This window comes from Halobaculum magnesiiphilum, assembly GCF_019823105.1.
Taxonomy (GTDB): Archaea; Halobacteriota; Halobacteria; order Halobacteriales; family Haloferacaceae; genus Halobaculum; species Halobaculum magnesiiphilum.
This window is the reverse complement of record NZ_CP081958.1, coordinates 2089694-2111006: the sequence shown is the minus strand read 5'-3', so window position 1 is coordinate 2111006 and position 21313 is coordinate 2089694. Positions and strand designations below refer to the sequence as shown.

18 protein-coding genes are annotated in these 21313 nt (G+C 69.0%); 5 read left to right on the top strand and 13 right to left on the bottom strand.

The genetic code is table 11. The annotated features are described in order from the left end of the window. Positions 1 to 44 precede the first annotated feature (44 nt). Both K6T50_RS10690 and K6T50_RS10685 read left to right on the top strand, forming a co-directional pair. Positions 45 to 1973 carry an ABC transporter substrate-binding protein gene (locus K6T50_RS10690; RefSeq protein WP_222606587.1) on the top strand — a complete coding sequence of 643 codons (1929 nt, stop codon included), beginning with the start codon at positions 45 to 47 and terminating at the stop codon, positions 1971 to 1973. A 5-nt stretch (positions 1974 to 1978) separates the two neighbouring features. Continuing rightward, positions 1979 to 2893 (top strand): phosphatase PAP2 family protein, encoded by a 915-nt coding sequence (locus tag K6T50_RS10685; protein WP_222606586.1) that lies wholly within the window; start codon positions 1979 to 1981, stop codon positions 2891 to 2893. A 25-nt stretch (positions 2894 to 2918) separates the two neighbouring features. On the opposite strand, the gene K6T50_RS10680 is transcribed toward K6T50_RS10685, so the two are convergent. From K6T50_RS10680 to K6T50_RS10645, 8 genes are all read right to left on the bottom strand, one after another. Next, a complete protein-coding gene (locus K6T50_RS10680; RefSeq protein WP_222606585.1) occupies positions 2919 to 3626 on the bottom strand; it encodes a DUF4013 domain-containing protein in 708 nt (235 codons plus the stop codon). Between the two features lie 210 nt (positions 3627 to 3836). Then, positions 3837 to 4556 carry a thioredoxin family protein gene (locus K6T50_RS10675; RefSeq protein WP_222606584.1) on the bottom strand — a complete coding sequence of 240 codons (720 nt, stop codon included), beginning with the start codon at positions 4554 to 4556 and terminating at the stop codon, positions 3837 to 3839. Between the two features lies 1 nt (position 4557). Next, complete coding sequence (locus tag K6T50_RS10670; protein WP_225935417.1) at positions 4558 to 5250, bottom strand: ABC transporter ATP-binding protein; 693 nt, start codon at positions 5248 to 5250, stop codon at positions 4558 to 4560. Positions 5251 to 5417: 167 nt separating this feature from the next. Then, positions 5418 to 6176: an ABC transporter ATP-binding protein gene (locus K6T50_RS10665; RefSeq protein ID WP_222606582.1), complete on the bottom strand. Its 759-nt coding sequence runs from the start codon at positions 6174 to 6176 to the stop codon at positions 5418 to 5420. Next, complete coding sequence (locus tag K6T50_RS10660; RefSeq protein ID WP_222606581.1) at positions 6173 to 7363, bottom strand: branched-chain amino acid ABC transporter permease; 1191 nt, start codon at positions 7361 to 7363, stop codon at positions 6173 to 6175. Before K6T50_RS10660 ends, K6T50_RS10665 begins: the two co-directional genes overlap by 4 nt. Beyond that, entirely contained in the window at positions 7360 to 8313 is a 954-nt protein-coding gene (locus tag K6T50_RS10655; RefSeq protein ID WP_222608893.1) for a branched-chain amino acid ABC transporter permease, read from the bottom strand. Before K6T50_RS10655 ends, K6T50_RS10660 begins: the two co-directional genes overlap by 4 nt. 126 nt (positions 8314 to 8439) lie before the next feature. After that, positions 8440 to 9789, bottom strand: coding sequence for a substrate-binding protein (locus K6T50_RS10650; RefSeq protein ID WP_222606580.1), 1350 nt, complete (start codon positions 9787 to 9789; stop codon positions 8440 to 8442). A gap of 186 nt (positions 9790 to 9975) precedes the next feature. Next, a complete protein-coding gene (locus K6T50_RS10645) occupies positions 9976 to 10650 on the bottom strand; it encodes a haloacid dehalogenase type II (protein WP_222606579.1) in 675 nt (224 codons plus the stop codon). A 182-nt stretch (positions 10651 to 10832) separates the two neighbouring features. On the opposite strand from K6T50_RS10645, the gene K6T50_RS10640 reads away from it, so the two are divergent. Beyond that, positions 10833 to 11588 carry a GNAT family N-acetyltransferase gene (locus K6T50_RS10640; RefSeq protein WP_222606578.1) on the top strand — a complete coding sequence of 252 codons (756 nt, stop codon included), beginning with the start codon at positions 10833 to 10835 and terminating at the stop codon, positions 11586 to 11588. 159 nt (positions 11589 to 11747) lie between these two features. Next, complete coding sequence (locus K6T50_RS10635) at positions 11748 to 12608, top strand: P-loop NTPase (RefSeq protein WP_222606577.1); 861 nt, start codon at positions 11748 to 11750, stop codon at positions 12606 to 12608. Positions 12609 to 12784: 176 nt separating this feature from the next. On the opposite strand, the gene K6T50_RS10630 is transcribed toward K6T50_RS10635, so the two are convergent. The 3 genes from K6T50_RS10630 to K6T50_RS10620 all read right to left on the bottom strand — a co-directional run bounded on the left by K6T50_RS10630 (position 12785) and on the right by K6T50_RS10620 (position 18484). After that, on the bottom strand, positions 12785 to 14395 hold the full coding sequence (locus K6T50_RS10630) for a long-chain-fatty-acid--CoA ligase (RefSeq protein ID WP_222606576.1): 1611 nt from the start codon (positions 14393 to 14395) through the stop codon (positions 12785 to 12787). A 240-nt stretch (positions 14396 to 14635) separates the two neighbouring features. Next, positions 14636 to 16630: an acetate--CoA ligase gene (gene acs / locus K6T50_RS10625; protein ID WP_222606575.1), complete on the bottom strand. Its 1995-nt coding sequence runs from the start codon at positions 16628 to 16630 to the stop codon at positions 14636 to 14638. Positions 16631 to 16780: 150 nt separating this feature from the next. Continuing rightward, complete coding sequence (locus K6T50_RS10620; RefSeq protein ID WP_222606574.1) at positions 16781 to 18484, bottom strand: acyl-CoA mutase large subunit family protein; 1704 nt, start codon at positions 18482 to 18484, stop codon at positions 16781 to 16783. A 177-nt stretch (positions 18485 to 18661) separates the two neighbouring features. Between K6T50_RS10620 and K6T50_RS10615 the strand changes: the two genes are divergently transcribed. Next, positions 18662 to 19105 carry a DUF5788 family protein gene (locus tag K6T50_RS10615; protein WP_222606573.1) on the top strand — a complete coding sequence of 148 codons (444 nt, stop codon included), beginning with the start codon at positions 18662 to 18664 and terminating at the stop codon, positions 19103 to 19105. Between the two features lie 114 nt (positions 19106 to 19219). Here the strand turns inward: K6T50_RS10615 and K6T50_RS10610 are convergent, their stop codons facing one another. Together K6T50_RS10610 and K6T50_RS10605 are read right to left on the bottom strand one after the other, a co-directional pair. Then, on the bottom strand, positions 19220 to 20791 hold the full coding sequence (locus K6T50_RS10610) for a methyl-accepting chemotaxis protein (protein WP_222606572.1): 1572 nt from the start codon (positions 20789 to 20791) through the stop codon (positions 19220 to 19222). Continuing rightward, the gene (locus K6T50_RS10605) at positions 20791 to 21162 is read right to left on the bottom strand and encodes a hypothetical protein (RefSeq protein ID WP_225935303.1); all 372 of its coding nucleotides are present in this window, start codon (positions 21160 to 21162) and stop codon (positions 20791 to 20793) included. Before K6T50_RS10605 ends, K6T50_RS10610 begins: the two co-directional genes overlap by 1 nt. Positions 21163 to 21313 lie beyond the last annotated feature (151 nt).

The window sequence follows — 21313 nt, the reverse complement described above, 5'->3', positions numbered from 1 at the left end:
AACTCCAAAGGCATATTCAACCAGGTGCCCAAAGTACGCAGGAAATGGACCCCCGTCCGTCGTCCGGACCCTCGCGCCGGCGTGCGCTCGCGACACTCGCGAGCGGCGCGGCCGTCGCCGCGAGCGGCTGCGTCGGACGGATCCGCACGATGTCGGGGTGGGAGCCGCGGAGCCAGGTGACGCTCGACATCAAGGCCGCCCCGGCCGACGAGGACCCGTACGCCCTCCGCGTGGGACGACAGGTCGTCGAGTGGTACCGCGCGGCCGGGATCGACGCACAGGTCACGCCGGTGTCCGAACAGGAGCTGTTCAGACAGGTCCTGTTGAACCGGGAGTTCGACCTGTTCGTCGCGCAGACGCCGACGCGGTTCGAGCGACCGGACAGCCTCTACTCGCTGTTGCACTCCCGGTTCGTCGAGACGCCCGGCTGGCAGAACCCGTTCGGGTACAGCGACCTCGACGCCAACGAGCTCCTGGAGACACAGCGCCGGACGACCGGCCGCGAGCGCGAGGAGGCGATCGCACGGCTGCAGCATGCGATCGCGCGAACCCAGCCGTTCACCGTCGTCGCGTTCCCCGACGACATCCGCGCCGCGCGCACCGACGGGTTCGACGGCTGGCGGGGTGCGGACCTTCGGTCGCCGAACGGCTATCTCTCGCTCGAACGGACGGGCCGGGACGGATCAGAGGACGGCCCGCGGACGACCGCCACGGAGTCGACCCCGGCGGACGGCGACCGGTCGGCGTCGACGCTGCGGGTGGCCGTGACCGACCGACGCGGCACGTCGAACCTCAACCCGCTCGCCGTCGAGTTCCGGCGCAACGGCGTGTTGACCGGCCTCCTGTACGACTCCATGGGCTACGTCTCCGAGGACGGGACCGTCGAGCCCTGGCTCGCCGAGTCGTGGGAGGTCGACGCCGACGGGGAGGCGCCGGTCGCGCGGGTGCGGCTGCGTGCGGGCGAGACGTGGCACGACGGGGAGCCGATCACGGCCGAGGACGTGGCGTTCACCTACGATCTCCTCTCGGACACCTCGCTCGGCTCCGACGGCGACGAGGACGCGAGCGGCGACGGGTCGGGCGGCGACGGCGGAGACGGATCGGGCGGCGACGGCGACGACGGGCTCCCGGACGACGAGGAGGTCCCGTCGCCGCGGTTCCAGGGCCGGATCAGCCTCGTCGAGGAGGCTCGCGCGGTCGACGACCGGCACGTCGAGGTCCGGTTCGTCGAGTGTACCCCCGGGATCGCCGTGCGCGCGCTCACGGTCCCTGTCCTCCCGGAGCACGTCTGGAGCGAGCGGACCGACACGGCCGCGTTGGCGGGGATCGAGATCGGATCGGTGACCGACGCGCTGGTGACGAACAACATCCCGCCGGTGGGGAGCGGCCCGCTCCGGTTCGTCGGGAACACCCCGCGCGAGTCGCTCACGCTCGAACGGTTCGACGACCACTTCCTCGTCGACGCGGCACCCGAGACGCTCCCGGAGGGTGTCGACGGCCCGCCCGCCTTCGACCGGTTCGCTCTCCGGGTCGTCGGATCCGGCGTGAGCGCCGTCGGCGTTGTCACCGACGGCGACGCCGACGTGACCGGCACGCCCGTCGGCGCCGGGACGGTGCCGCAGATCGGACGCTCGGACGACACCGACCTGATCGTCGACGGCCGGACGCCGCCGTACGTCGTCGGCTACAACGCCCTCGGGGCGCCGCTGTCCAACCCGCAGTTCCGCCACACGCTCGCGCGGCTGATCGACCGCCCGACGCTCGTCGACGACGTGTTCGACGGTTACGCGCGGGCGTCGGTGACCCCGCTCGCGGGCACCGACTGGGTGCCCGAGGAGCTCGAGTGGGACGGCGTCGACCCGGTGACGCCGTTCTTAGGCAGCGACGGCGAGGTCGATCCCGCGAGCGCGATGGAGGCGTTCGAGACGGCGGGGTACAGCTACGACGACGGGCGCCTCGTCCGGACGGACTGACCACGATGAGTCTGCTCGATGTCGTCCTCGAGGTCGTCGCGGTCGTCGGCGGGCTTCACCTCGCGTCGGTCCTGGTGTTCGTCGGCCGCGACCGGCTCGTGGGGGCCTCACGAACGGTCCGGTCGACGGTGCTCGACGCGAGGGGTCCGCTGATCGTGCTGCTGTCGGTGTTGGCCCTCAACGGCGTCGTCCGGCGGATCGGCGTCGAGCTGTCGTGGGTGGTCGGGGCGAACGTCACCGGCGCGATCTACGCGCTGGAGGGCACGTTCGTGGCGACCGTCCAGTCGTACGCGACCCCGACCCTGACGGCGTACTTCGCGTTCGTCTACGTGTTCGGGTACGTGTACCTCCTCACGTTCCCGCCGATCGCGTACGCGCTGCGGGGCGAGGGCGACGGGCTGCGGAGGCTGCTGATAGCCTACGGGCTCAACTACGGGATCGGCCTGGTCTGTTACGTCCTGTTCGTCGCGTACGGCCCCCGGAACCTCATGCCCGAACTGGTCGACTCGCTGTTGTTCGAGAGCTGGCCGCGGTCCCAGCTGCTCACAAGCCAGGTGAACGAGAACACCAACGTCTTCCCGTCGCTCCACACGTCGCTGGCGGCGACGGTCGCACTCGTGACCTGGCGGGAGCGCTCGTGGCGGCGGTGGACCCCGGTCGCGCTCGTGCTCGCGACGTCGATCGTCGTCTCGACGATGTATCTCGGCATCCACTGGGCGACCGACGTGGTCGCGGGGATCGCGCTGGCGGCCGGCAGCGTCGCCGCCGCCGAACGGATCGAGTCGGGCCGCGACCGCCCCGCCCGTGAGGACGCCGGCCCCCCGAACGACGCGACCGACCGCGACCGACCGGCCGACGCGGACGACGATCGCGGGCGGAACGAGGGGCGGGAGCGACACGACGGGCGGGCATCCGAGTGACCGGCACGACCCGTCGGCCTCGACCTCAGGCCGTCGATCCCCCGACTTCGGGTCGGCTCGTTTCCTCGGCCTCCGTGCGGGCGTCGCCGTACCCGTCGGCCCACAGGCGCGCGGCGACGACCTGGGCGTAGAAGAAGACGAACGCCCCGATGACCGCCCCGAGGACGGGGATGCCGTTCAACACGCCGACGAGCACGCTCGCCGCGAGGAAGACGACGAGCGAGAACGCCCACGCGGTCGCGTACGCCCCGCTGAGGAGGACCGGCTTGAGGATACCCAGGTCGAACGCCGCGCCGAGGCGCCGTTCGTCGGCGAAGGCGACGACCGCGGCCACGGCCACGTAGCCGAAGACGATCGAGAGGACGGCGGTGAGCAGCCCGCCGACGACGAGGCCGGCGATGCCCGTGGCGGCGCCGCCCCGCGTCCCGGTCGCGATGGCGACGATCGACCCGCCGACGGTCACCGCACCCACGATCGCGGGGACGAGCATGTAGGCCGCCCCGACGAGGAACGCCTTCGCGCCGTCGACGACGAGTTCCTCCCAGTCGCCGAACGTCGGCGGACGCGGGTCGCCCTCCAGCGAGTGCCGGATGACGCGAACGACGTAGCCGTACACCGGGAGCAGGGGGAGCAACAGGAACCCGAACGCCGAGAGGACCCCGCCGATGAGGACCGTCTTCACCCAGTCGTCGTGTTCGGTCGGATACGTGACCGCATCGCTGATCTGAGACATAGCGGCATATCACGCCGGTTCTGCTTAGTAAGGCACAGAGTACGCGGAGTACGCGGGACGAAACATACCCCCGAGCGGCCGAGTTCGGCGGGACGGCTCCGGAGGTGGGTCGACGCGGGTGAGAGAGTCGAGCGGAAGCGACGCGAGAAAGCGCGTCAGAAGAGTAAGCGAAAGCGACGCGAGTGAAGGCGTCGGGAACCGGTCGACCGGTTAGTCGTCGCCGAAGGCGTCGGCCACCAGTTCGGCGACGGCCGACGGCGACTGGTACCCGGTCTCGACCCCCGCCTGCCGGCCGTCGGCGACGCACACCACCGCCGGCGCCACGTCGACGTCGAACTGCTCGCGAACGGTCGGCGTGGCCTCGCCGTCGACGCCGGCGAACGCCACGTCGTCGGGGAGGAGATCGAGCGTCTCCGCGAGTTCGTCCTTCATCGACTCGCAGGGGTCACACCGGAGCCGCCAGACGAACACGACCGCGCGCTCGTTGGCGTCGAGGAACGCCTCGACCTCGTCGTCCGCGAGTTCGCGCATCCCCTGCGGGACGGGCGTCGCCGGCGCCACGTCGACGACGATGGACGCCATCGTCGCCCGTTCGAGCGGGTCCGGCACCGGCTCGTCCTCGTCCTCGAAGTGCGAGCGAAGCGAGAGGTACGCGACGAACTCCTCGCGGGTGACGCCCTCCTCGTCGATGCGGCGGACGGCCTCCGAGTAGTCGAGGCCGAACGCGTCGGCGACGGCCTCGGTGAACTCCTGGTCGGGGAGGTCGCCGTAGCTCTGCTCGTACAGGTCGATGATGTCGTCCAGCGCCGCGGAGATCCGGAGCGTGCCGTCCTCGTCCTCGCGGATCGCGCCGACCTCGATCAGCCGGTCGAGCATGGCCTCCGGGTCCGGGGGGTCGGACGCGTTTCCGGGGGTGGGATCGGCCGCCATCTCAGACACCCAGGTACTTCTCGCGAGTTTGCTCGTCGGCCCGGAGCTCCTCGGAGTCGCCGGCGAAGACGACCTCGCCCTGGTCGATCACGTACGCGCGGTCGGCGATGTTCATCGCGGCGACGGCGTTCTGCTCGACGAGCAGGATCGTCGTCCCGGCGTCGGCGATCTGCTCGATCGCCGCCTCGACCGTCTCGATGATCTGCGGGGCGAGCCCCTCGTAGGGCTCGTCGAGCATCAGCAGGTCCGTGTCCTGCTTCAGCGACCGGGCGATCGCCAGCATCTGCTGTTCGCCGCCCGAGAGCGTCCCCGCCTTCTGTGAGCGACGCTCCTCGAGCCGCGGGAACACCTCGTACACCTCCTCGTCGGACATCCCCGCGTGCTCCATCGACACCTCGCGCCCGAACGTGTTCGACCAGTTGCGCGCGACGTCCGACAGGTGGAGGTTCTCCTCCACCGAGAGGTTGGGGAACACGCGACGTTCCTCCGGCACCAGCGAGATACCCAGCGAGGAGACGTCCTCCGTCGAGTAGTCGGTGATGTCGGACCCCTTGAACCGGATCACGCCGTCGCGGACGTCCGGCGGGCGAGCGCCCGCGATCGACCGCAACGTCGTCGTCTTGCCCGCGCCGTTGCGTCCCAGCAGCGCACACACCTCGCCCTCCTCGACGTGTATCGAGAGGTCGCGGAGGATGTGACTCTGCCCGTAGTAGGCGTCGGCGTCCTCGACCGAGAGGAGGTGGTCGCCCTCGGCGGCCGCGGCGGTCGCCCGCGCGGCGTGAGAGTCGGCCTTCTCGGCGGCGGCCTCCTCGGCCGCTTCCTCGTCGGTCGTGTCCGCGGCGGAGTCGGGGGCGTCGGAGCTCACAGCTCCACCCCCCCGAGGTACGCCTCCTGCACCTGTTCGCTCTGTTGGACCTCCTCGGGCGTGCCGTCTGCGATGACCTGCCCGCGGTTCAACACGAGGATCCGGTCGGCGATTCGGAAGATGATCTCCATGTCGTGTTCCACGATGAGTATCGTGAGCCCGAGGTCCTCCTGGAGTTCCTCCACGAGGTCCACGGTTTCGGCCGTCTCGTCCGGCGACATGCCGGCGGTCGGTTCGTCCATCAACAGCAGGTCCGGCTCGGAGGCCAACGCGATCGCGATCTCCAGGCGGCGCTTGTCGCCGTACGGGAGGCTCGCCGCCTCCACGTCGGCGTCCCCGAGCAGATCGACCGCCTCGAGCATCCGGTCGGCCGTGTCGTGCACCGCGTCGAACCCGGCGAGTCGCTTGAGGAAGTTGACCTGGAACGAGCCGTGTTCGGCCGCCAGTGCAGCGATCTCGACGTTCTGCCGGACGGTCATCTCCGGGAAGATCGACGCCGTCTGGAACGACTTCGAGATCCCCGCCTGCACAGTCTCGTGCGGCTCCAGGTTCGTGATGTCCTGTCCGTCGAACTCGACGGTGCCGGCGGTCGGCTCGAGCGCGCCGGTGATGCAGTTGATGAGCGTCGACTTGCCGGCCCCGTTCGGGCCGATAACCGCCCGCGTCTCGCCGGACTCGACCTCGAAGGTCACGTCGTCGACGGCGACCAGCCCGCCGAACTCCTTCGTCAGGCCGTCCGTGTGCAGGAGGCTCATTCGCGCTCACCCCCGTCGGCCGCGGCCGGCTTGTCGCCGTCGCCGCCGCCCCGGCCGTTCACCATCGCCGCGAGGTCCGCGAACGCGCCGTAGATGCCGCGCGGGAACACCCACACGATGAACACGAACACCGCACCGAGCACGAACCGCCACAGCGAGCCGATGGAGCCGATCATCGGCAGACTGACGCCGGAGATGACGTTCGCGACGTACTCGAACACGAGCGCGCCGAACACCGGCCCGATGAGGCTGCCGGTGCCGCCGAGGACCGTCATGATGACGAAGTCGCCCGACTGGATCCAGTACAGCCCCGTCGTCGGGTGGATGTACTGCTCGTGAATGACGAACATCGCGCCGCCCACGCCGGCGAACACGGCGGAGATGATGAACGCCATCAGCTTGTAGCGGAACACGTTGAGCCCGACGAACTCGACACGCTCCTCGTTCTCGCCGAGCGCCTCGAAGATGAGACCGTACGGCGAGTTGATGATCCGGTTGCCGACCCAGAGGGCGGCGAGCATCACGACCGACGTGAACGCGTACATCACCGTGTACGAGTCGAACACGGGGATCAGCTGGGCGTCCAGCGGGATCACCCCGACGAACAGCCCGTGTGCCTCGATCCCCGAGAAGCCGTTGTCGCCGCCGGTGAGCCACGCTCCCGGGCCGAGCGCCCAGAAGTACAGCGCCTGCCCGAACGTCAGGGTCAGGACCGCGAAGTACACGCCCGACCGGCGGATCGAGACGAACCCGATCGGCCACGCGAGAAGCGTCGCGACGATCGTGCCGGCGATCACCATGAGGATCGGGCTCGGGACGACCTGACTGAACAGCGCCGCGGAGTACGCCGCAGAGCCGAAGAAGGCGGCGTGTCCGAACGACAGTAGGCCGGTGTAGCCGAGCAGGAGGTTGAAGCCGATGACGATGATGCCGTAGATGAGCACCAACGACGGCAGACCGGTGTAGCCGCCGATGGAGATGCCGATCACCTCCCCGACCACCCCGAGGACGTCGATCAGCAGGAACGGGAACACGACCAGCGCCGCCGCCGTCGCGATGACGACGAAGTCGTCGCGCTCGCGCAGCCCCGCCAGCGCGGAGCCGCCGGAGCCGCCGGCGGCCTCCTCGGTCACGGTGCCGCCGTCGGGGACCGCCTCGTTCGTGTCGCCCGAGCGGTCGCCGCTCATTCGCCCACCTCCGCGGAGCCGAACAGGCCCTCGGGCTTGACGATGAGCATGAGCGCGACGAACAGGTAGAGAACGATCTGCGCCCACTGGCTGTACGTCTGGGTCATCGCCGAGATGATGACGCCCAGCACCAAGCCGCCGGCGATGGCCCCGCGAACGGAGCCGGCGCCGCCGACGACGATGGTGAGGAACGCTGGTATCAGGGCTCGTTCAGTGCCGATCTGGGGGCTGACCGTCTGGATCGACGCGCCGATGAGGCCCGCGAAGGCCGCGAGCGCAGCCCCGACCGCGAACACCAGACTGTACGAGCGGTTGATCGGGATGCCCAAGATCCGGACCATCTCGGAGTCGTGGGTGCCCGCCTGGACGACCAGCCCGAAGTCGGTCCGCTCGATCGCGAGGTACGTCAGACCGATGACGACGAACGCGATAGCGATGATCAGCAGCCGCCACGACGGGAACAGGCCGACGAGCGGCAGGCTGATCGGCTGGGAGACGTTGACGCCGAAGATCGTCGAGGGGGCGATCGACTGGAACGTGTTTCCGCCGATGACGTTCTTGACGGTCTCCTCGACGATCAGCGCGAGGCCGAACGTCACGAGCAGTTGGTCCGTCTCGGGCCGGTCGTAGAACGGCTCGGCGACGAACCGCTCCATGAGGAGCCCGATGCCGAACCCGACGATCGGGACGACGATCAGCGCGGCGAGAAACCCTCCCTCGAAGCCGAGGGTCGTTATCCCGGAACTGTACAACAGCCCGTTCGAGAGGGCGGTTTCCTGAAAGACGATCAGTCCCGTGTACGCGCCGACGAGATAGAGCGCCCCGTGCGCGAGGTTCAGGAACTCCATCGTCCCCAGGATGATAGTGAGGCCGATACCCAACAGCGCGTAGATCGCGCCCTGCTGGAGGCCGTTGAGGAGTATCGATGCGATCTCGGACTGTAGGAGCAACATTATCGTTCGTGTAGGTGCGGTGTGGTCCGCTTGGTAGTAGTTGTCGGTGTTGACATTCGTTGACGTGGTTCAGGTGAGTCGATAAGAACGTGCCGGTACGGAGTTGGAGGACCTAGCCGTCGGTCACTCGTCGCCGTAGTCGCCCAGCTCACACTCGGCGGCCGGGCCGGCGTCGCACGCGTACCCCAGGTCGTCCCGCGGGGTCTGGCTGACGATGTTGAGCAGCAGGTCCTCCGTCTGTTCGGAGGGGTCGGCGCCCTGCATGACGAGGACGTCGCGCTGCGCCTGGTGGTCGCAGCCACGCATGGTCTCGTTGCCGAGACCCGCGCCGCTGTACTCGTGGCCCTCCAGCTCGCGGATGACCTCCGGCGCGTAGAACGTCTCGGCCCGCTCGACGGCCGCGGCGTACTGCAGTGTCTGCGTGTACGCGATGCGGGCCCCGTAGCTGGGCGCGCGGTTGTGCTCCTCGCGGTAGAACTCGACGAACGACTGGGAGGCGTCGTCCTCCAGCTGCCAGTTCCAGTCGGCCGTGCCGAAGATGCCGCCGATGGAGTCGCTGGCGGCCTCGGCCATCAGCCGGTTGTACAGCGGGACGACGATCTCCATGTCCTGATCGAGGCCGGCCTCGATCGCCTGCGGGAGGGAGTTCGCCGCGTCCAGCCCGTAGTGGTTGAGCACGAGCACGTCCGTCTCGTCGCGCGGCACGTCCGAGAGGTACGACGAGTAGTCGGAGGTACCGAGCGGCGTCGGCACCGACTCGATCTGGCTCCAGTTGCCGACCTCGGTGAAGAACTGCTCCATCGACGCCTGCTGGGTCTGCCCCCACGAGTAGTCGGCGTACAGCTGGTAGAAGTTCAGGCCCTCCCCGTACTCCTCGGCCAGGACGGGCGCGAGCGCCTGCCCGGTCATGTACGCGTTGAACATCTCCCGGAAGGAGTAGCGGACACACGAGCCCCCGGTGGTGTCGTTGGAGTGGGTGATACAACACTGGAACTGGACCTTCTCCTCCTGACACAGCTCCTGAACCGCGATGGCGACACCGGAGGACGACCCGCCGGTGATCATGATCGCGTTGTCGCGGTTGATCATCCGCGTCGCTGACTGGCGCGCCGTGTCGGGGTCGGTCGCCGTGTCACCTTCCACGGACGCGACGGTCTTCCCGAGGACGCCGTCCCCGGTGAGGCCGTCCCAGTCGTCGACCCAGCCGCCGCCGTTGTTCAAGTGTTCCTTCGCGAGGTTGTATCCGCGGAGTTCGTCGGCGCCCTCCTGGGAGTACGACCCCGACTGGGGGACGTTGAACCCGAAGACGACCTCGTCGCCCTCGACCGGATAGTTCCCGAGCGCCGGGTACTCCGAGCTGCCGCCGCCGCCGATGCCGGCACAACCGGCCAGTCCTGTCAATCCTGCGGCGCCGGCTGCGCCGGACGCCTTGAGCACATCACGTCTGCTGAGTGCGGTGGTATCCCGTGCCATGACCCAACCGCGGGAAGCAACCTTAATGAACGTTCCGCCCATATCCCCTTAAATCGTGTTAATATTGGTAATATGGAAAGCCGAGATCCCCCATGATAATGGTTATCACTCGTAGGCCGTTTCAGTCGGTCGATCAAGCAATAAACTTCGTCCCGACGGCGACACGGGTTTCCCCGAGCGTGGCGGTCAGGCGAGTTCGTCCGCGACCTCCGAGAGGGAACGCACCTCGAGGGAGGGGCCGACGCCGATCTCCTCGAACGGGTCGCTCGCCCGGTTCACCCACGCGGTCGCCATCCCCGCGCTCCCCGCGCCCGCGACGTCCCAGGCGTTGCCGGAGACGAGCCGACAGCCGTCGATCGGCGTGTCGGTGCGGTCGGCCGCGTTCTCGTACACCGCGGGGTTCGGCTTGAACGTCGACACCTCGTCGGCGCTGATCACGTCGTCGAGGTGCGGCGCGAGCCCCGCGTTGTCGGCGAGCGTCTCCAGCATCTCGGGGTTGCCGTTCGACAGCACCGTCACCGTGTGGCCCGCCTCCGAGAGCCGGGTCAGCGTCTCGATCGCGTCCGGATACGGGTCGAGGTGCTCGTAGGCGGCGAGGATCCGCTCGCGGGTCGGGTCGTCGGCCTCGACGCCCCACTGGTTCAGCGCGTACGCGAGCGCGTCGGCGGTCACGTCCCAGAACGGCCGGTACTCCTCCATCAGGGCCGACTGGTAGGAGTACTGGAGCTGCTTCGCTCGCCATGTGGCGTCCAACTCCGACACGAGCGCGTCGGGCGCACCGAGTTCGTCGGCGAGCGTGCTCGTCACGCTGCTCGTGTCACACAGCGTCCCGTACATGTCGAAACAGAGCGTCTCGGGCATACCTCACCGATACGCATCGTGCGTGATAGTACCACGGGAGGCGGCGGTTCGTGACGGTGACGACGGGGAGCCGCACCGCCGCGCCGGACCTTCGTCCACGGCGGGTGGTAAGCGGGTCGTACCGGATCGGCGCCGGGGTAAGTGCCCGCGTGATTAAGTGACTGACCGTGCTACCGACCCACATGGACCTCAGGGACGCGACGACCGAGGACGTTGACGACATCAGCGAGACCGCGCGCGCATCGCTGTCGGCCTCCTACGGCCACGCGCTCTCGGCGGACCTCATCGACGACGCCGTCGAGTCGTGGTACGACGCCGAGACGGTCACCGACGCGCTCGCCGACGAGGACGCGGTGTTCGTCGTCGCCGTCGAGGACGGCGATATCGTGGGGTTCGTCCAGAGTCAGCTCGTCGAGCGCCGCGAGCCGGTCGGGGAGCTGGACTGGCTCCACGTACACCCGGATCACCGCGGGAAGGGGGTCGGCGACGACCTGCTGCGCCGGGCGGAGACGGAGCTGCTGGAGTTGGGCGCCGAGCGCCTCGAGGGACGCGTGCTCGCGGCCAACGAGGCGGGCGGCGAGTTCTACGAGCGCGAGGGGTTCGCCGAGATCGGCGATCGAACCGTCGAGATCGGGGACCAGCAGTTCCGCGAGCGCGTGTTCGCGCGCTTCCCCAGCGGCGACGGCGAGCAGGTGCTCACGGAGGCGCGCGTGACCGACGACGGCGATCAGGTGTACGTCGCCTACGACGAGGCCGAGCGCGCGTCGAAGGCTCCCTTCTACGCGACGTACGCCGACCGCGAGCGCACCGAGCGGGAGGGGTACGTCTGCGGCAACTGCGGCGGCTTCGCGGTGAACGTCGACACCATGGACCGCGTCGAGTGTAGCGAGTGCGGGAACAAACGGAAGGCGAGCCGGTGGGACGCGGCGTACCTCTAGACCGACTCGGCGGACCCGTAGGTCGGCTCGGTGAACCCGAAGCCCGCCCCGCGGTCGCGCGCGGCGGCCGACCGCGACGGGGCCGGACCCGGCCCCGGAAGTCTCACGCGCGATACTTCGGGGGCGGCAGTTAAGTCGGGAGCACGACGAACCCCGGGCATGGACGGACGCGTGCTCGCCGTCGTCGGCGCGAAGGGGGGCGTCGGCAAGACGACGACGAGCCTCAACCTCGCGGCCGCGCTCGCGGAGGACGGGCGCGCCGTCGCGGTCGTCGAGGCGGACCTGGCGATGGCGAACGCCGTCGACTTCCTCGACATCCGCGTCAACGGCGGCCGGACCCTCCACGACGTGCTCGCGGGCGGCGCCGGCGTCACCGACGCCACCTACCCCGCGCCGGGCGGGTTCGACGTGGTGCCCAGCGGCGTCACCCTCGACGGCTTCGTCGACTCCGATCTCGACCGCTTCCCGGCCGCGATGGACGCGCTGAAGGCCCGCTACGACGCCGTGCTCGTCGACACCGCCGCCGGCGTCAGCAGCGAGACGGTCGTGCCCATGTCGGGCGCTGACGCCTCGGTGCTCGTGTCGACGCCGCGGGTCGCGTCCATCCGCGACGCGGACAAGACGATCACCGTCGCCGAGCGCGCCGACGCCCCCGTCGGCGGCGTCGTGCTCACGAAGTCCGGGACGGGTCGCTCGCCACCCGCCGACCGGATCGCGAGCTTCCTCGACACCGAACTCCTCGGGCACGTCCCCCACGACGAGTCGATCCCGAAGGCACAGGACGCCGGCCAGCCGGCCGTCTCCTACCGCCCGCACAGCGACGCCGCCGACGCCTACCGCGAGGTCGCCGCCGCGCTGCGCAAGCGCCCCGACATGCTCGGGATGACGGTGACGACGAACGCCGGCGGCTTCCGCTTCGGCGACGGCGACGACGGAACGGACGCGTTCGCCGACGGCGGCGAGGGCGGTCACGGGGGTCGCGACGGCCGCGACGACGGCTTCACGAACCCGTTCGGCTGACAGCGACGCTGTCGGCGCTCGGGTACTGAGCGTCGGCGTCGAAAAACGGGTGACGGCGTGTCGTCGGTCGAGGATCGATGCGGCGGCCGGCAGGCGGCAGGCGGCAGGCGGGGGATAGCGGCCCGCAGGCGGCAGGTGGGCTGCCGGCGGGCGGGCGACAGGCGTGCGGGGACGGACTATCCCTCCCCGACCATCCGCTCTTCCTCCTCCCACTCCTCCTGGCGGAGTTCGTACTTCTGGACCTTCCCCGTGGAGGTCTTGGGGAGCTGCTTCACGAACTCGATCCTCGTGGGCGCCTTGTAGTGGGCCATGTTGTCGCGGGCGTACTGGATGAGCTCGTCGGCGGTGACGCCGGGGTCGCTCGGGTCGCCGCCGGTCGGGACCACGAACGCCTTCGGCGTCTCGCCCCAGTCGTCGTGCGGCGAGGGGATGACCGCCACGTCGTCGACCTGATCGTGGCTGAAGAGGGTGTCCTCGACCTCGATCGAGGAGATGTTCTCCCCGCCGGAGATGATGATGTCCTTCTTGCGGTCCTGGATCGAGATCATCCCGTTGTCGTCGACGACCGCGAGGTCGCCCATGTGGTAGTACCCTTCGAGACGCTCGGAGAACGCCTCCTCGGTCGCCTCGGGCTTGTTCCAGTAGCGGTCCATCACCGAGTTGCCGCGGACGACGACCTCGCCGATGGTCTCGCTATCCTGCGGCACGTCGTTGCCGTCCTCGTCGACGACGCGGATCTCCGTGCCGAGGTAGCCGATCCCCTGGGTCTTCTTCACCGCGAAACGGTCGTCGGAGTCGTCGTCGAAGTAGCGCCGGGCGTCGCTGGAGGTGATGAGCGGCCCCGTCTCGGTCGCGCCGTACACGTGCTTGAGGTACCACCCGAACTCGTTCTCGACGGTCCGGATGACCGCCTCGGGCGGGGCGGCGCCCGCGGTGGCGACGCGCACGTCCTGCCCGGCGTCGGGCTCGCCGCCGTGCTCGTCGATGTGGTCGCCGAGCATCTTCAGCACCGTCGGCGCCGCACAGAAGTACGACACGTCCTCGGTGCGCAGCTTGTCGAAGACGTACTCCTCGTCGACGCCGCGGGTGCAGACGTGCCGGGCGCCCATCCCGGTGACCGCGTAGATGTGCCCCCAGCCGTTCACGTGGAACATCGGGAGCGTCCACAGGTACGTGTCGTCGTCGCGGATCTCCTGGTGGATCGCGATCTGGTAGGCGTGGACCGTCTCCGTCCGGTGGGTCCGGCAGACGCCCTTCGGGTCGCCGGTGGTCCCGGAGGTGTAGTTGATCGTGATCACCTCGTCCTCGCTCATCTCCGGCCGGTCGTAGTCGGTCGACTCGGCGATCAGCTCGTCGAACGCCTCCCAGTCGCCCTCGACGGCGTCGGCGTCGTTCGTGATGAACGTCTCGGTGGGGATGTCGTCGCGGATCGCCTCGATCTTGTCGGCGTACGCGTGGTCGGCGTAGATCGCGTCGACGCCGGCGTCGTTCAGGATGTACTCGAAGTCCGACTCGACGAGCCGGTAGTTCAGTGGCGTGTGGACCGCGCCGACCTGGAAGCTCCCATAGGCGGCCGCCAGGTGGTAGTGCGTGTTCGGGTCCAGGACCGCGACGCGGTCGCCCTTCTCGATGCCGCGCGCCTGAAGCGCCGCCGCGAACCCGTCGGCGCGCTCGCCCAACTCGTCGTACGTGAAGCGGTCGCCGTCCACCCCGAGGACCGCCTCGTGGCTCCCGTAGTTGCGGCGGGCGCGGTCGAGGAAGTCGGTCACTAACAGCGGTTTTTCCATAGCCAGCGGAACTTCAGGCACGTTCGTGATAATCGTTGCGGGGGCGGTAACGGGCGACACGGGGGGAGTTCACGTCTCCGGACGGTCGCATCGTCGGTTCGCAGCGTTCGACGGCGACGAGGGCCGGTACCGCCGAGCCGGGCGGCGCGTGGCGGCGTGGCTGGCGGGCGAGGAGCGGAAAAATCGTGGATCGGGTCGCCGGTGTGGCAGTACGACGGTACGGCCGTGAGTCCGACGCGCTCAGTCTCCCTGAACGACCTGACGGATGTCCTCGACGATGTCGGGGTTGCGCAGCGTGGAGGTGTCGCCGAGCTCGTCCTCGTTGGCGATATCCTCCAGCAGCCGGCGCATGATCTTGCCGGAACGGGTCTTCGGGAGCTCGGGCGTGAAGATCACCTGTTCGGGGCGGGCGATCGGCCCGATCGCGTCCTCGACGGCCTCGACGATCTCCGCGCGGAACTCCTCGGTCTCGGCCTGCCCCTCCTCGGTGATGACGTACGCGTAGACGGCCTCGCCTTTCACCTCGTGGTCGCCGCCGACGACGGCCGCCTCGGCGACGCCCTCGACGCCGACGATGGCCGACTCGATCTCCATCGTCCCGAGCCGGTGGCCGGAGACGTTGATCACGTCGTCGACGCGCCCGAGCACGGTGATGTAGCCGTCGTCGTCGATCTTCGCGCCGTCCTCGGGGAAGTACACCCAGTCCTCGGAGTCGGAGGAGTCGGTGTCGGAGTACTCGGCCCAGTACTCCTCGATGAAGCGCTCGTCGTTACGGTACAGCGTGCGGAGCATCCCGGGCCACGGCTTGTTCACCGTGAGATAGCCCGCGCGGCCGGGATCGATCTCCTCGCCGTTGGTGTCGACGATCTGCACGTCGAGCCCCGGCAGCGGCGGCCCCGCGGAGCCGGGCTTCATGTCCTTCACGCCCGGCAGCGTCGTCACCATCATGCCGCCGGTCTCGGTCTGCCACCACGTGTCGACGACGGGGCACTCCTCGTTCCCGATGTGCTTGTAGTACCACTTCCACGCGCGTGGGTTGATCGGCTCGCCGACCGTCCCAAGCAGCCGGAGGCTGGAGAGGTCGTGGCGCTCGGGGTACTCGGGACCCCACTTCATGAACGCGCGGATGGCGGTGGGCGCGGTGTACAGCTGGTTCGCCCCGTAGTCCTCGATGATCTCCCACAGGCGGTCGCGGTCGGGATGGTCGGGCGTCCCCTCGTACATCATCGTCGTCGTCCCGAGCGCGAGCGGCCCGTACACGATGTACGAGTGGCCCGTGATCCAGCCGATGTCGGCCGAGCAGAAGTACGTGTCCTCGGGCTTGATGTCGAGCACCGCCTGGGAGGTCCACGCGGTCCACGCGAGGTAGCCGCCGGTGGTGTGTTTCACACCCTTCGGCTGCCCGGTGGTGCCGGAGGTGTACATGAGGAACAGCATGTCCTCGGCGTCGCGGTCGACCGGCTCCACCTCGGCGCCCTCGTTGGCGGCCATCAGCTCGCCCCAGTCGTGCTGGTTCGCGGCGAGGTCGTGGCCGAAGTCGTCGCCGTTGGGACCGAGCCGGTCGACGACGACCGTGTCGGTGTCGTGCTCGACGCCGGACAGGCCCTCGTTGGCCTTGTCGAGGTGGTCGAGCGGGTCGCCGCGGCGGTAGTAGCCGTCGCAGGTGACGAGGTACTCGGAGTCTGCGGCGTTCATCCGGGTCGCCAGCGCGTCCGCCGAGAAGCCCGCGAACACGACCGAGTGCGGCGCGCCGATGCGGGCGCACGCCAGCATGGCGATCGGCAGCTCCGGGATCATCGGCATGTACATCGTCACGACGTCGTCCTCGCCGACGCCCAGGTCCCGCAGCGCCGCGGCCGCCTCGTTCACCTTCTCGTGGAGGTCGTTGTACGTGAGCGTGACGTTGTCCTCGTCGACCGGCTCGCCGACCCACTCGATGGCGGCCTCGTCGCCGCGCTCGTCGAGGTGCCGGTCGAGACAGTTCGTCGAGGCGTTCAGGCTGCCGTCGGTGAACCACTCGTAGAACGGCGGGTTCGAGTCGTCGAGCACCTGGTCGTACGATTCCTCCCAGTCGAGGAGGTCCGCGGCCTGCTCCCAACACTCCGGCCAGTTCTCCTCGAACTCGTCGTAGATGGCGGCGTCCGAGACGTTCGCCTGCTCGACGAACTCCTCGGACGGCTCGAACACCTCCTGCTCCTCGAGCCGGGCCTCCAGTTCCACGTCATCGTCTGACATAGTCACGCGATACGTCGGAATCGACCGTGATAAAACTGCCTCACTCCGTCAACATCCACGTGTCGTCGCGCGGTTTCGACGCCGAAAAACCGGTGACAGTCATATGTCAACGCGCCCAGGGGTGGCGCGCTCGGTCGGGCCGGCCCCCGTCTACGACGCGAGCCCGATCGTCTCGCGGTAGGCGCCGTGGTGTTTCTCGAACACGTCCATGATCTCGCCCATCGTCGCGTACGTCTTCACCGCGTCGACGACGTACGGCATCACGTTCTCGTCGTTCTCGATGGCCGCATCCAGCGCCGCGAGCGCCTCTTCGACGGCGTCGTCGTCGCGCTCGGCCTTCACCTCGGCGAGCCGCTCCAGCTGTCGGTCCTGGACCTCCTCGTCGACGTGGAGCAGGTCGGGCTCGGGGTCGTCCTCGACGGTGTACTTGTTGACGCCGACGACGACCTCCTCGCCGTCGTCGACGCGCTCCTGGTACTCGTAGCTGGCCTCCTGGATCTCGCGGTGGAAGTACCCCTGCTCGATCCCCTCGAGGACGCCGTCGCGAACGGAGCCGTCGCCCATCTCCCGCAGCTCCTCGAGGTACGCCATCGTCTTCTCCTCGACCTCGTCGGTGAGGCTCTCGACCATGAACGAGCCCGCGAGCGGGTCCGCCGAGTCGGCCGCACCCGACTCCTCGGCGATGATTTGCTGGGTCCGGAGGGCGACGCGGACGGCCTGCTCGGAGGGCAGCGCCAGCGCCTCGTCGAAGGAGTTGGTGTGCAGCGACTGCGTCCCGCCGAGCACGCCCGCAAGCGCCTGAATGGTGACGCGGACGATGTTGTTGAGGGGCTGCTGGGCGGTGAGCGACTGGCCCGCGGTCTGCGTGTGGAACTTCAGGCGCTTGGACGCCTCGTCCTCGGCGTCGTACCACTCGTCCATGATCCGGCTGTAGATGCGTCGTCCCGCCCTGAACTTCGCCACTTCCTCGAAGATGGAGTTGTGCGAGTTGAAGAAGAAGGACAGCTGCGGGGCCACGTCGTCGACATCCAGCCCGCGCTCGGCGGCGTCCTCGACGTACGCGAAGCCGTCGGCGAGCGTGAACGCCAGCTCCTGGACCGCCGTCGACCCGGCCTCGCGGATGTGGTACCCCGAGACAGAGATGGGGTAGATCCCGGGCGTCTCGTCGATCGCGAACTCGACGGTGTCGGTGACGAGGTCGAGAGAGGGCTCGGGGGGGATCACCCACTCCTTCTGGGCGATGAACTCCTTGAGCATGTCGTTCTGGAAGGTGCCCCGAAGCTCCTCGCGCGGGACGCCCTTCCGGTCGGCGAGCGCGACGTACATCGCGAAGACCACCGGCGCGCTGGGGTTGATCGTGAAGGAGGTCGACACCTCGCCGATGTCGATGCCGTCGAAGAGGATCTCCATGTCGCGCAGGGTGTCGACGGCGACGCCCTCCTTGCCGACCTCGCCGTCAGAGAGCGGGTCGTCGGAGTCCTTCCCCATCAGGCTGGGCATGTCGAACGCCGTCGAGAGGCCCGTCTGGCCGTTCTCGATGAGGTAGTGGAAGCGCTCGTTCGTCTCCTCGGCGGTGCCGAAGCCCGCGAACTGGCGCATCGTCCACGTCCGGCCGCGGTACATCGTCGGGTATGGGCCGCGAGTGTACGGCTCCTCGCCTGGGAATCCGATGTCCTCCTCGTAGTCGATGTCGGCTACGTCGTTCGGGCCGTAGAGGTCCTGGATCTCCAGGTTCGAGACCGTCGCGAATCGGTCCTTGCGCTCGCCGTGTGCGTCCAGAACGGGGTCACGGGTCTCCTCCTCCCACTCCTCGCGGGAATCGCGTATCTCCGCGAGGTCGTCGTCGTCGTACATGGACGCAACAACTGCCGGAAGGACCATTAACGATTCGGGTGGCGGGGATCCTCGCGATCCGCCCCGACCCGGCACCGATCCGTCTCGACCTGGTACCGTTCGTCCCGACCCGCCCCGATCCGGGTCGTCCGAGCGAAACACGAAACACGCTGGCGGCCCAACCGCCGACGACAGACCGTGCAGGAGTACCAGCGCAAACAGCTCCTCGAACGCGTGACCAAGGAGAGCGCGACCATCGGCGCTGACATCCCCGACCGCATCGAGGTGCAGGGCGAGGAGTTCGACCTCCGGACGTTCGTCTTCGAGATCAAGCGCCGCGAGACGATCCCCGAGGGCGAACGCGAGCGCGTCGAGCGGGCGAAGCGCAACCTCCGGCGCGAGCGGCTGGAACGGCTGGAGGAGATCGAGGAGAACCGCGTCGACTTCGAGACGGGCGAGGAGCTGGCGGCGTCGATCATCGGCATCGACCGCGCGCTCGAGGCCCTCGACAACCTCCGGCCCGCGGACGTGGAAAGCGAGGCGCGACGCCAGGAGGCGATGGACAAGAAGCGCTGGATGAGTTTCCTCAAGAAGGCGCTGGGGCGTGAGGACGCCAGCGGGAGCAAGCGCGGCGGGTATTGACCGACCGCGCCGCGCGTCGACGAGCGGGGACCCGTCCGACGGATCCCCGGCGACTCCCGCCGTCGATCCCGTGGACGATGCGCGGCCCCGCGGTCGCCTCGTGCGGGCGGTGTGTCAGTCGTTCCGCTCCGGAGTCCTGCCGCCGTCGGCGGCGGTAACGGAACTGTCGGCGGGCGTCCCGGCTGCCGCCGGAGCCGCCGCGGTCCCCGTCTCGAACTGTTCGAGCCGGGCGGTGAGTCGGTCGGAGAGGGCCGACAGTCCCTCGGCACGCTCTGATATCTGCGTGGTCGAAGTGGCGGCCTCCTCTGCGGCGGTGGCGACGCCGTCGACCGTCGCGGCGCTGCGCTCGCCGGCGGCCGCGGCCTCCTCGACGATCGCCACGACCTCCTCGGTGGAGGCGGCCTGTGAGTCGGTCGCACGGTTGATCTCCTGGACGCCGTCGTCCGCCGACTCGATCTCGTCGCTCACGTCCTCCAGCGCGAGGAGCGCGTCATCGACGGTCTCGCGCCCCTTCCGCACCTGCTCGCCGGTGGCGCGCATGTTCTCGGCCGTGTCATCGGTCGCCGAGCGAATGTCGTCCACCAACCGCTCGATGTCGCCAGCGGCGACGGACGCCTCCTCGGCGAGCGTCTTCACCTCGCTGGCGACGACCGCGAACCCCTCGCCCTCCTCGCCGGCGCGGGCGGCCTCGATGGAGGCGTTGAGCGCGAGCAGGTTCGTCTCGTCGGCGATCCCCGAGATCGTCTCGACGATCTCTCCCACCTCGGCCACTTCGCGCTCGAGGCGCTCCACCTGCTCCACCGCGCGGGTCGTCCGCTCCTCGACGGCGTCCATCTCCGAGAGCGCGTCGCTCGCGAACTCGCTGCCGGCTTCGCCGCGTTCGGCCGCCCGTCGCGACAGGATAGCCACGTCGTCTGCCGAGGACGCCACCTCCTCGACGGTCGCCGACAGTTGGCTCATCTCGTCGGCCGCCTCACGGAGGAGGTCGCCCTGGTCGACTGTCGACTCGGACACTGACTCGACGTCCTCGCTGACGCGCTCGCTGGCCGACCGGATCTGTTCGGCGCCCGTGGCGACGTCCTCCGCGCTCACGGCGACGGATCCGGCCGTCTCGCCGGCCTCGGCGACGAGTTTCTCGAGGTCGTCGATCATCTCGTTGAACGACCGGGCCACGACCGCGAGCGCGTCGTCGTGGCCCCCGTCGTCGAGCCGGACGGTCAGATCGCCCTCGGCCGCCCGACGCATCGACGACCCGAACGCCTCCGCGCGGTCGGTCAGCGAGTCGTGGAGCTCGCGCACCTCCATCCGGGCGCGCTCTGACTCCTCGCTCGCGGCTTCCGCCTCCGCGCGCGCCTCCCGAGCGCTCTCGGCCTCCCGCTCGGCCAGCAGCATCGACGTCTTCGACTCCTCGACGACCGACAGCGTGCCGGAGGTGCCGACGGCGTACGCCGCCACCGTCGCCGTGAGCAGCGAGACGCTCAGCGTGTCGAGGACAGCCCACTGCACGCCGGCGTGTTCCGCGAGCACCACGCCCGTCCACGCGCCGCCCAGGACGCTCGCGAGAAAGTAGTTCGCCCAGAACCCCGACTCCACCTCGGCGTCCCGGTAGTTGAGTGCGGCATAGAGCGCGGCACCGAGGAAGCCGAGGAAGCCGGCGAGGTCGAACACCGCGGTGAGTTCGACCATCAGGCCGCCTCCCCGCCGTCGGCCCCGACCGCGTCGATCGGCGGCTGCCCGCCGTCGACCGCGTCCGAATCGAGGTCGTTCGAACCGATCTCCTCGCCGTCAACGATCCGCCGACGGCGACTGCGCGCGGCGACGAGGAACACGACGCCCGCGGCCCCGATGCCGACGACGTGTTCGAGCAGTCCGAGCACCTCCCCCAGCAGGAGGTGTTCGGCGTTCGTCGCCACCGCGCCGAAGCACAGCAACACGTAGCCGACGGTGAACAGCCGCGAACCGTCAGTACGCTGCGTGAGCACGGGAACAAGCCCCGCGATCGCCACGGCGACGAGTACCAGTTCCTTCGCGTCCAGTGCACCCAGGTCGAGTACCATATCCGGATCAATGACAAGGCCGATTTAACCCGATCGGTGAAAATATCAGCGTAGATTCCTCCCTCTACGCCCTCTACCGTCAAATATCACGACTTCGCCACATCAACGATCGAGCTCCTGGAGGGGATCACGGGGGGTGTATGGTCCGACA

Coding starts and splice junctions, on each gene's coding strand:
- K6T50_RS10690 (WP_222606587.1), top strand. CDS start 45: ATGGACCCCCGTCCGTCGTCCGGACCCTCGCGCCGGCGTGCGCTCGCG.
- K6T50_RS10685 (WP_222606586.1), top strand. CDS start 1,979: ATGAGTCTGCTCGATGTCGTCCTCGAGGTCGTCGCGGTCGTCGGCGGG.
- K6T50_RS10680 (WP_222606585.1), bottom strand. CDS start 3,626: ATGTCTCAGATCAGCGATGCGGTCACGTATCCGACCGAACACGACGAC.
- K6T50_RS10675 (WP_222606584.1), bottom strand. CDS start 4,556: ATGGCGGCCGATCCCACCCCCGGAAACGCGTCCGACCCCCCGGACCCG.
- K6T50_RS10665 (WP_222606582.1), bottom strand. CDS start 6,176: ATGAGCCTCCTGCACACGGACGGCCTGACGAAGGAGTTCGGCGGGCTG.
- K6T50_RS10660 (WP_222606581.1), bottom strand. CDS start 7,363: ATGAGCGGCGACCGCTCGGGCGACACGAACGAGGCGGTCCCCGACGGC.
- K6T50_RS10650 (WP_222606580.1), bottom strand. CDS start 9,789: ATGGCACGGGATACCACCGCACTCAGCAGACGTGATGTGCTCAAGGCG.
- K6T50_RS10645 (WP_222606579.1), bottom strand. CDS start 10,650: ATGCCCGAGACGCTCTGTTTCGACATGTACGGGACGCTGTGTGACACG.
- K6T50_RS10640 (WP_222606578.1), top strand. CDS start 10,833: ATGGACCTCAGGGACGCGACGACCGAGGACGTTGACGACATCAGCGAG.
- K6T50_RS10635 (WP_222606577.1), top strand. CDS start 11,748: ATGGACGGACGCGTGCTCGCCGTCGTCGGCGCGAAGGGGGGCGTCGGC.
- K6T50_RS10630 (WP_222606576.1), bottom strand. CDS start 14,395: ATGGAAAAACCGCTGTTAGTGACCGACTTCCTCGACCGCGCCCGCCGC.
- acs (WP_222606575.1), bottom strand. CDS start 16,630: ATGTCAGACGATGACGTGGAACTGGAGGCCCGGCTCGAGGAGCAGGAG.
- K6T50_RS10620 (WP_222606574.1), bottom strand. CDS start 18,484: ATGTACGACGACGACGACCTCGCGGAGATACGCGATTCCCGCGAGGAG.
- K6T50_RS10610 (WP_222606572.1), bottom strand. CDS start 20,791: ATGGTCGAACTCACCGCGGTGTTCGACCTCGCCGGCTTCCTCGGCTTC.
- K6T50_RS10605 (WP_225935303.1), bottom strand. CDS start 21,162: ATGGTACTCGACCTGGGTGCACTGGACGCGAAGGAACTGGTACTCGTC.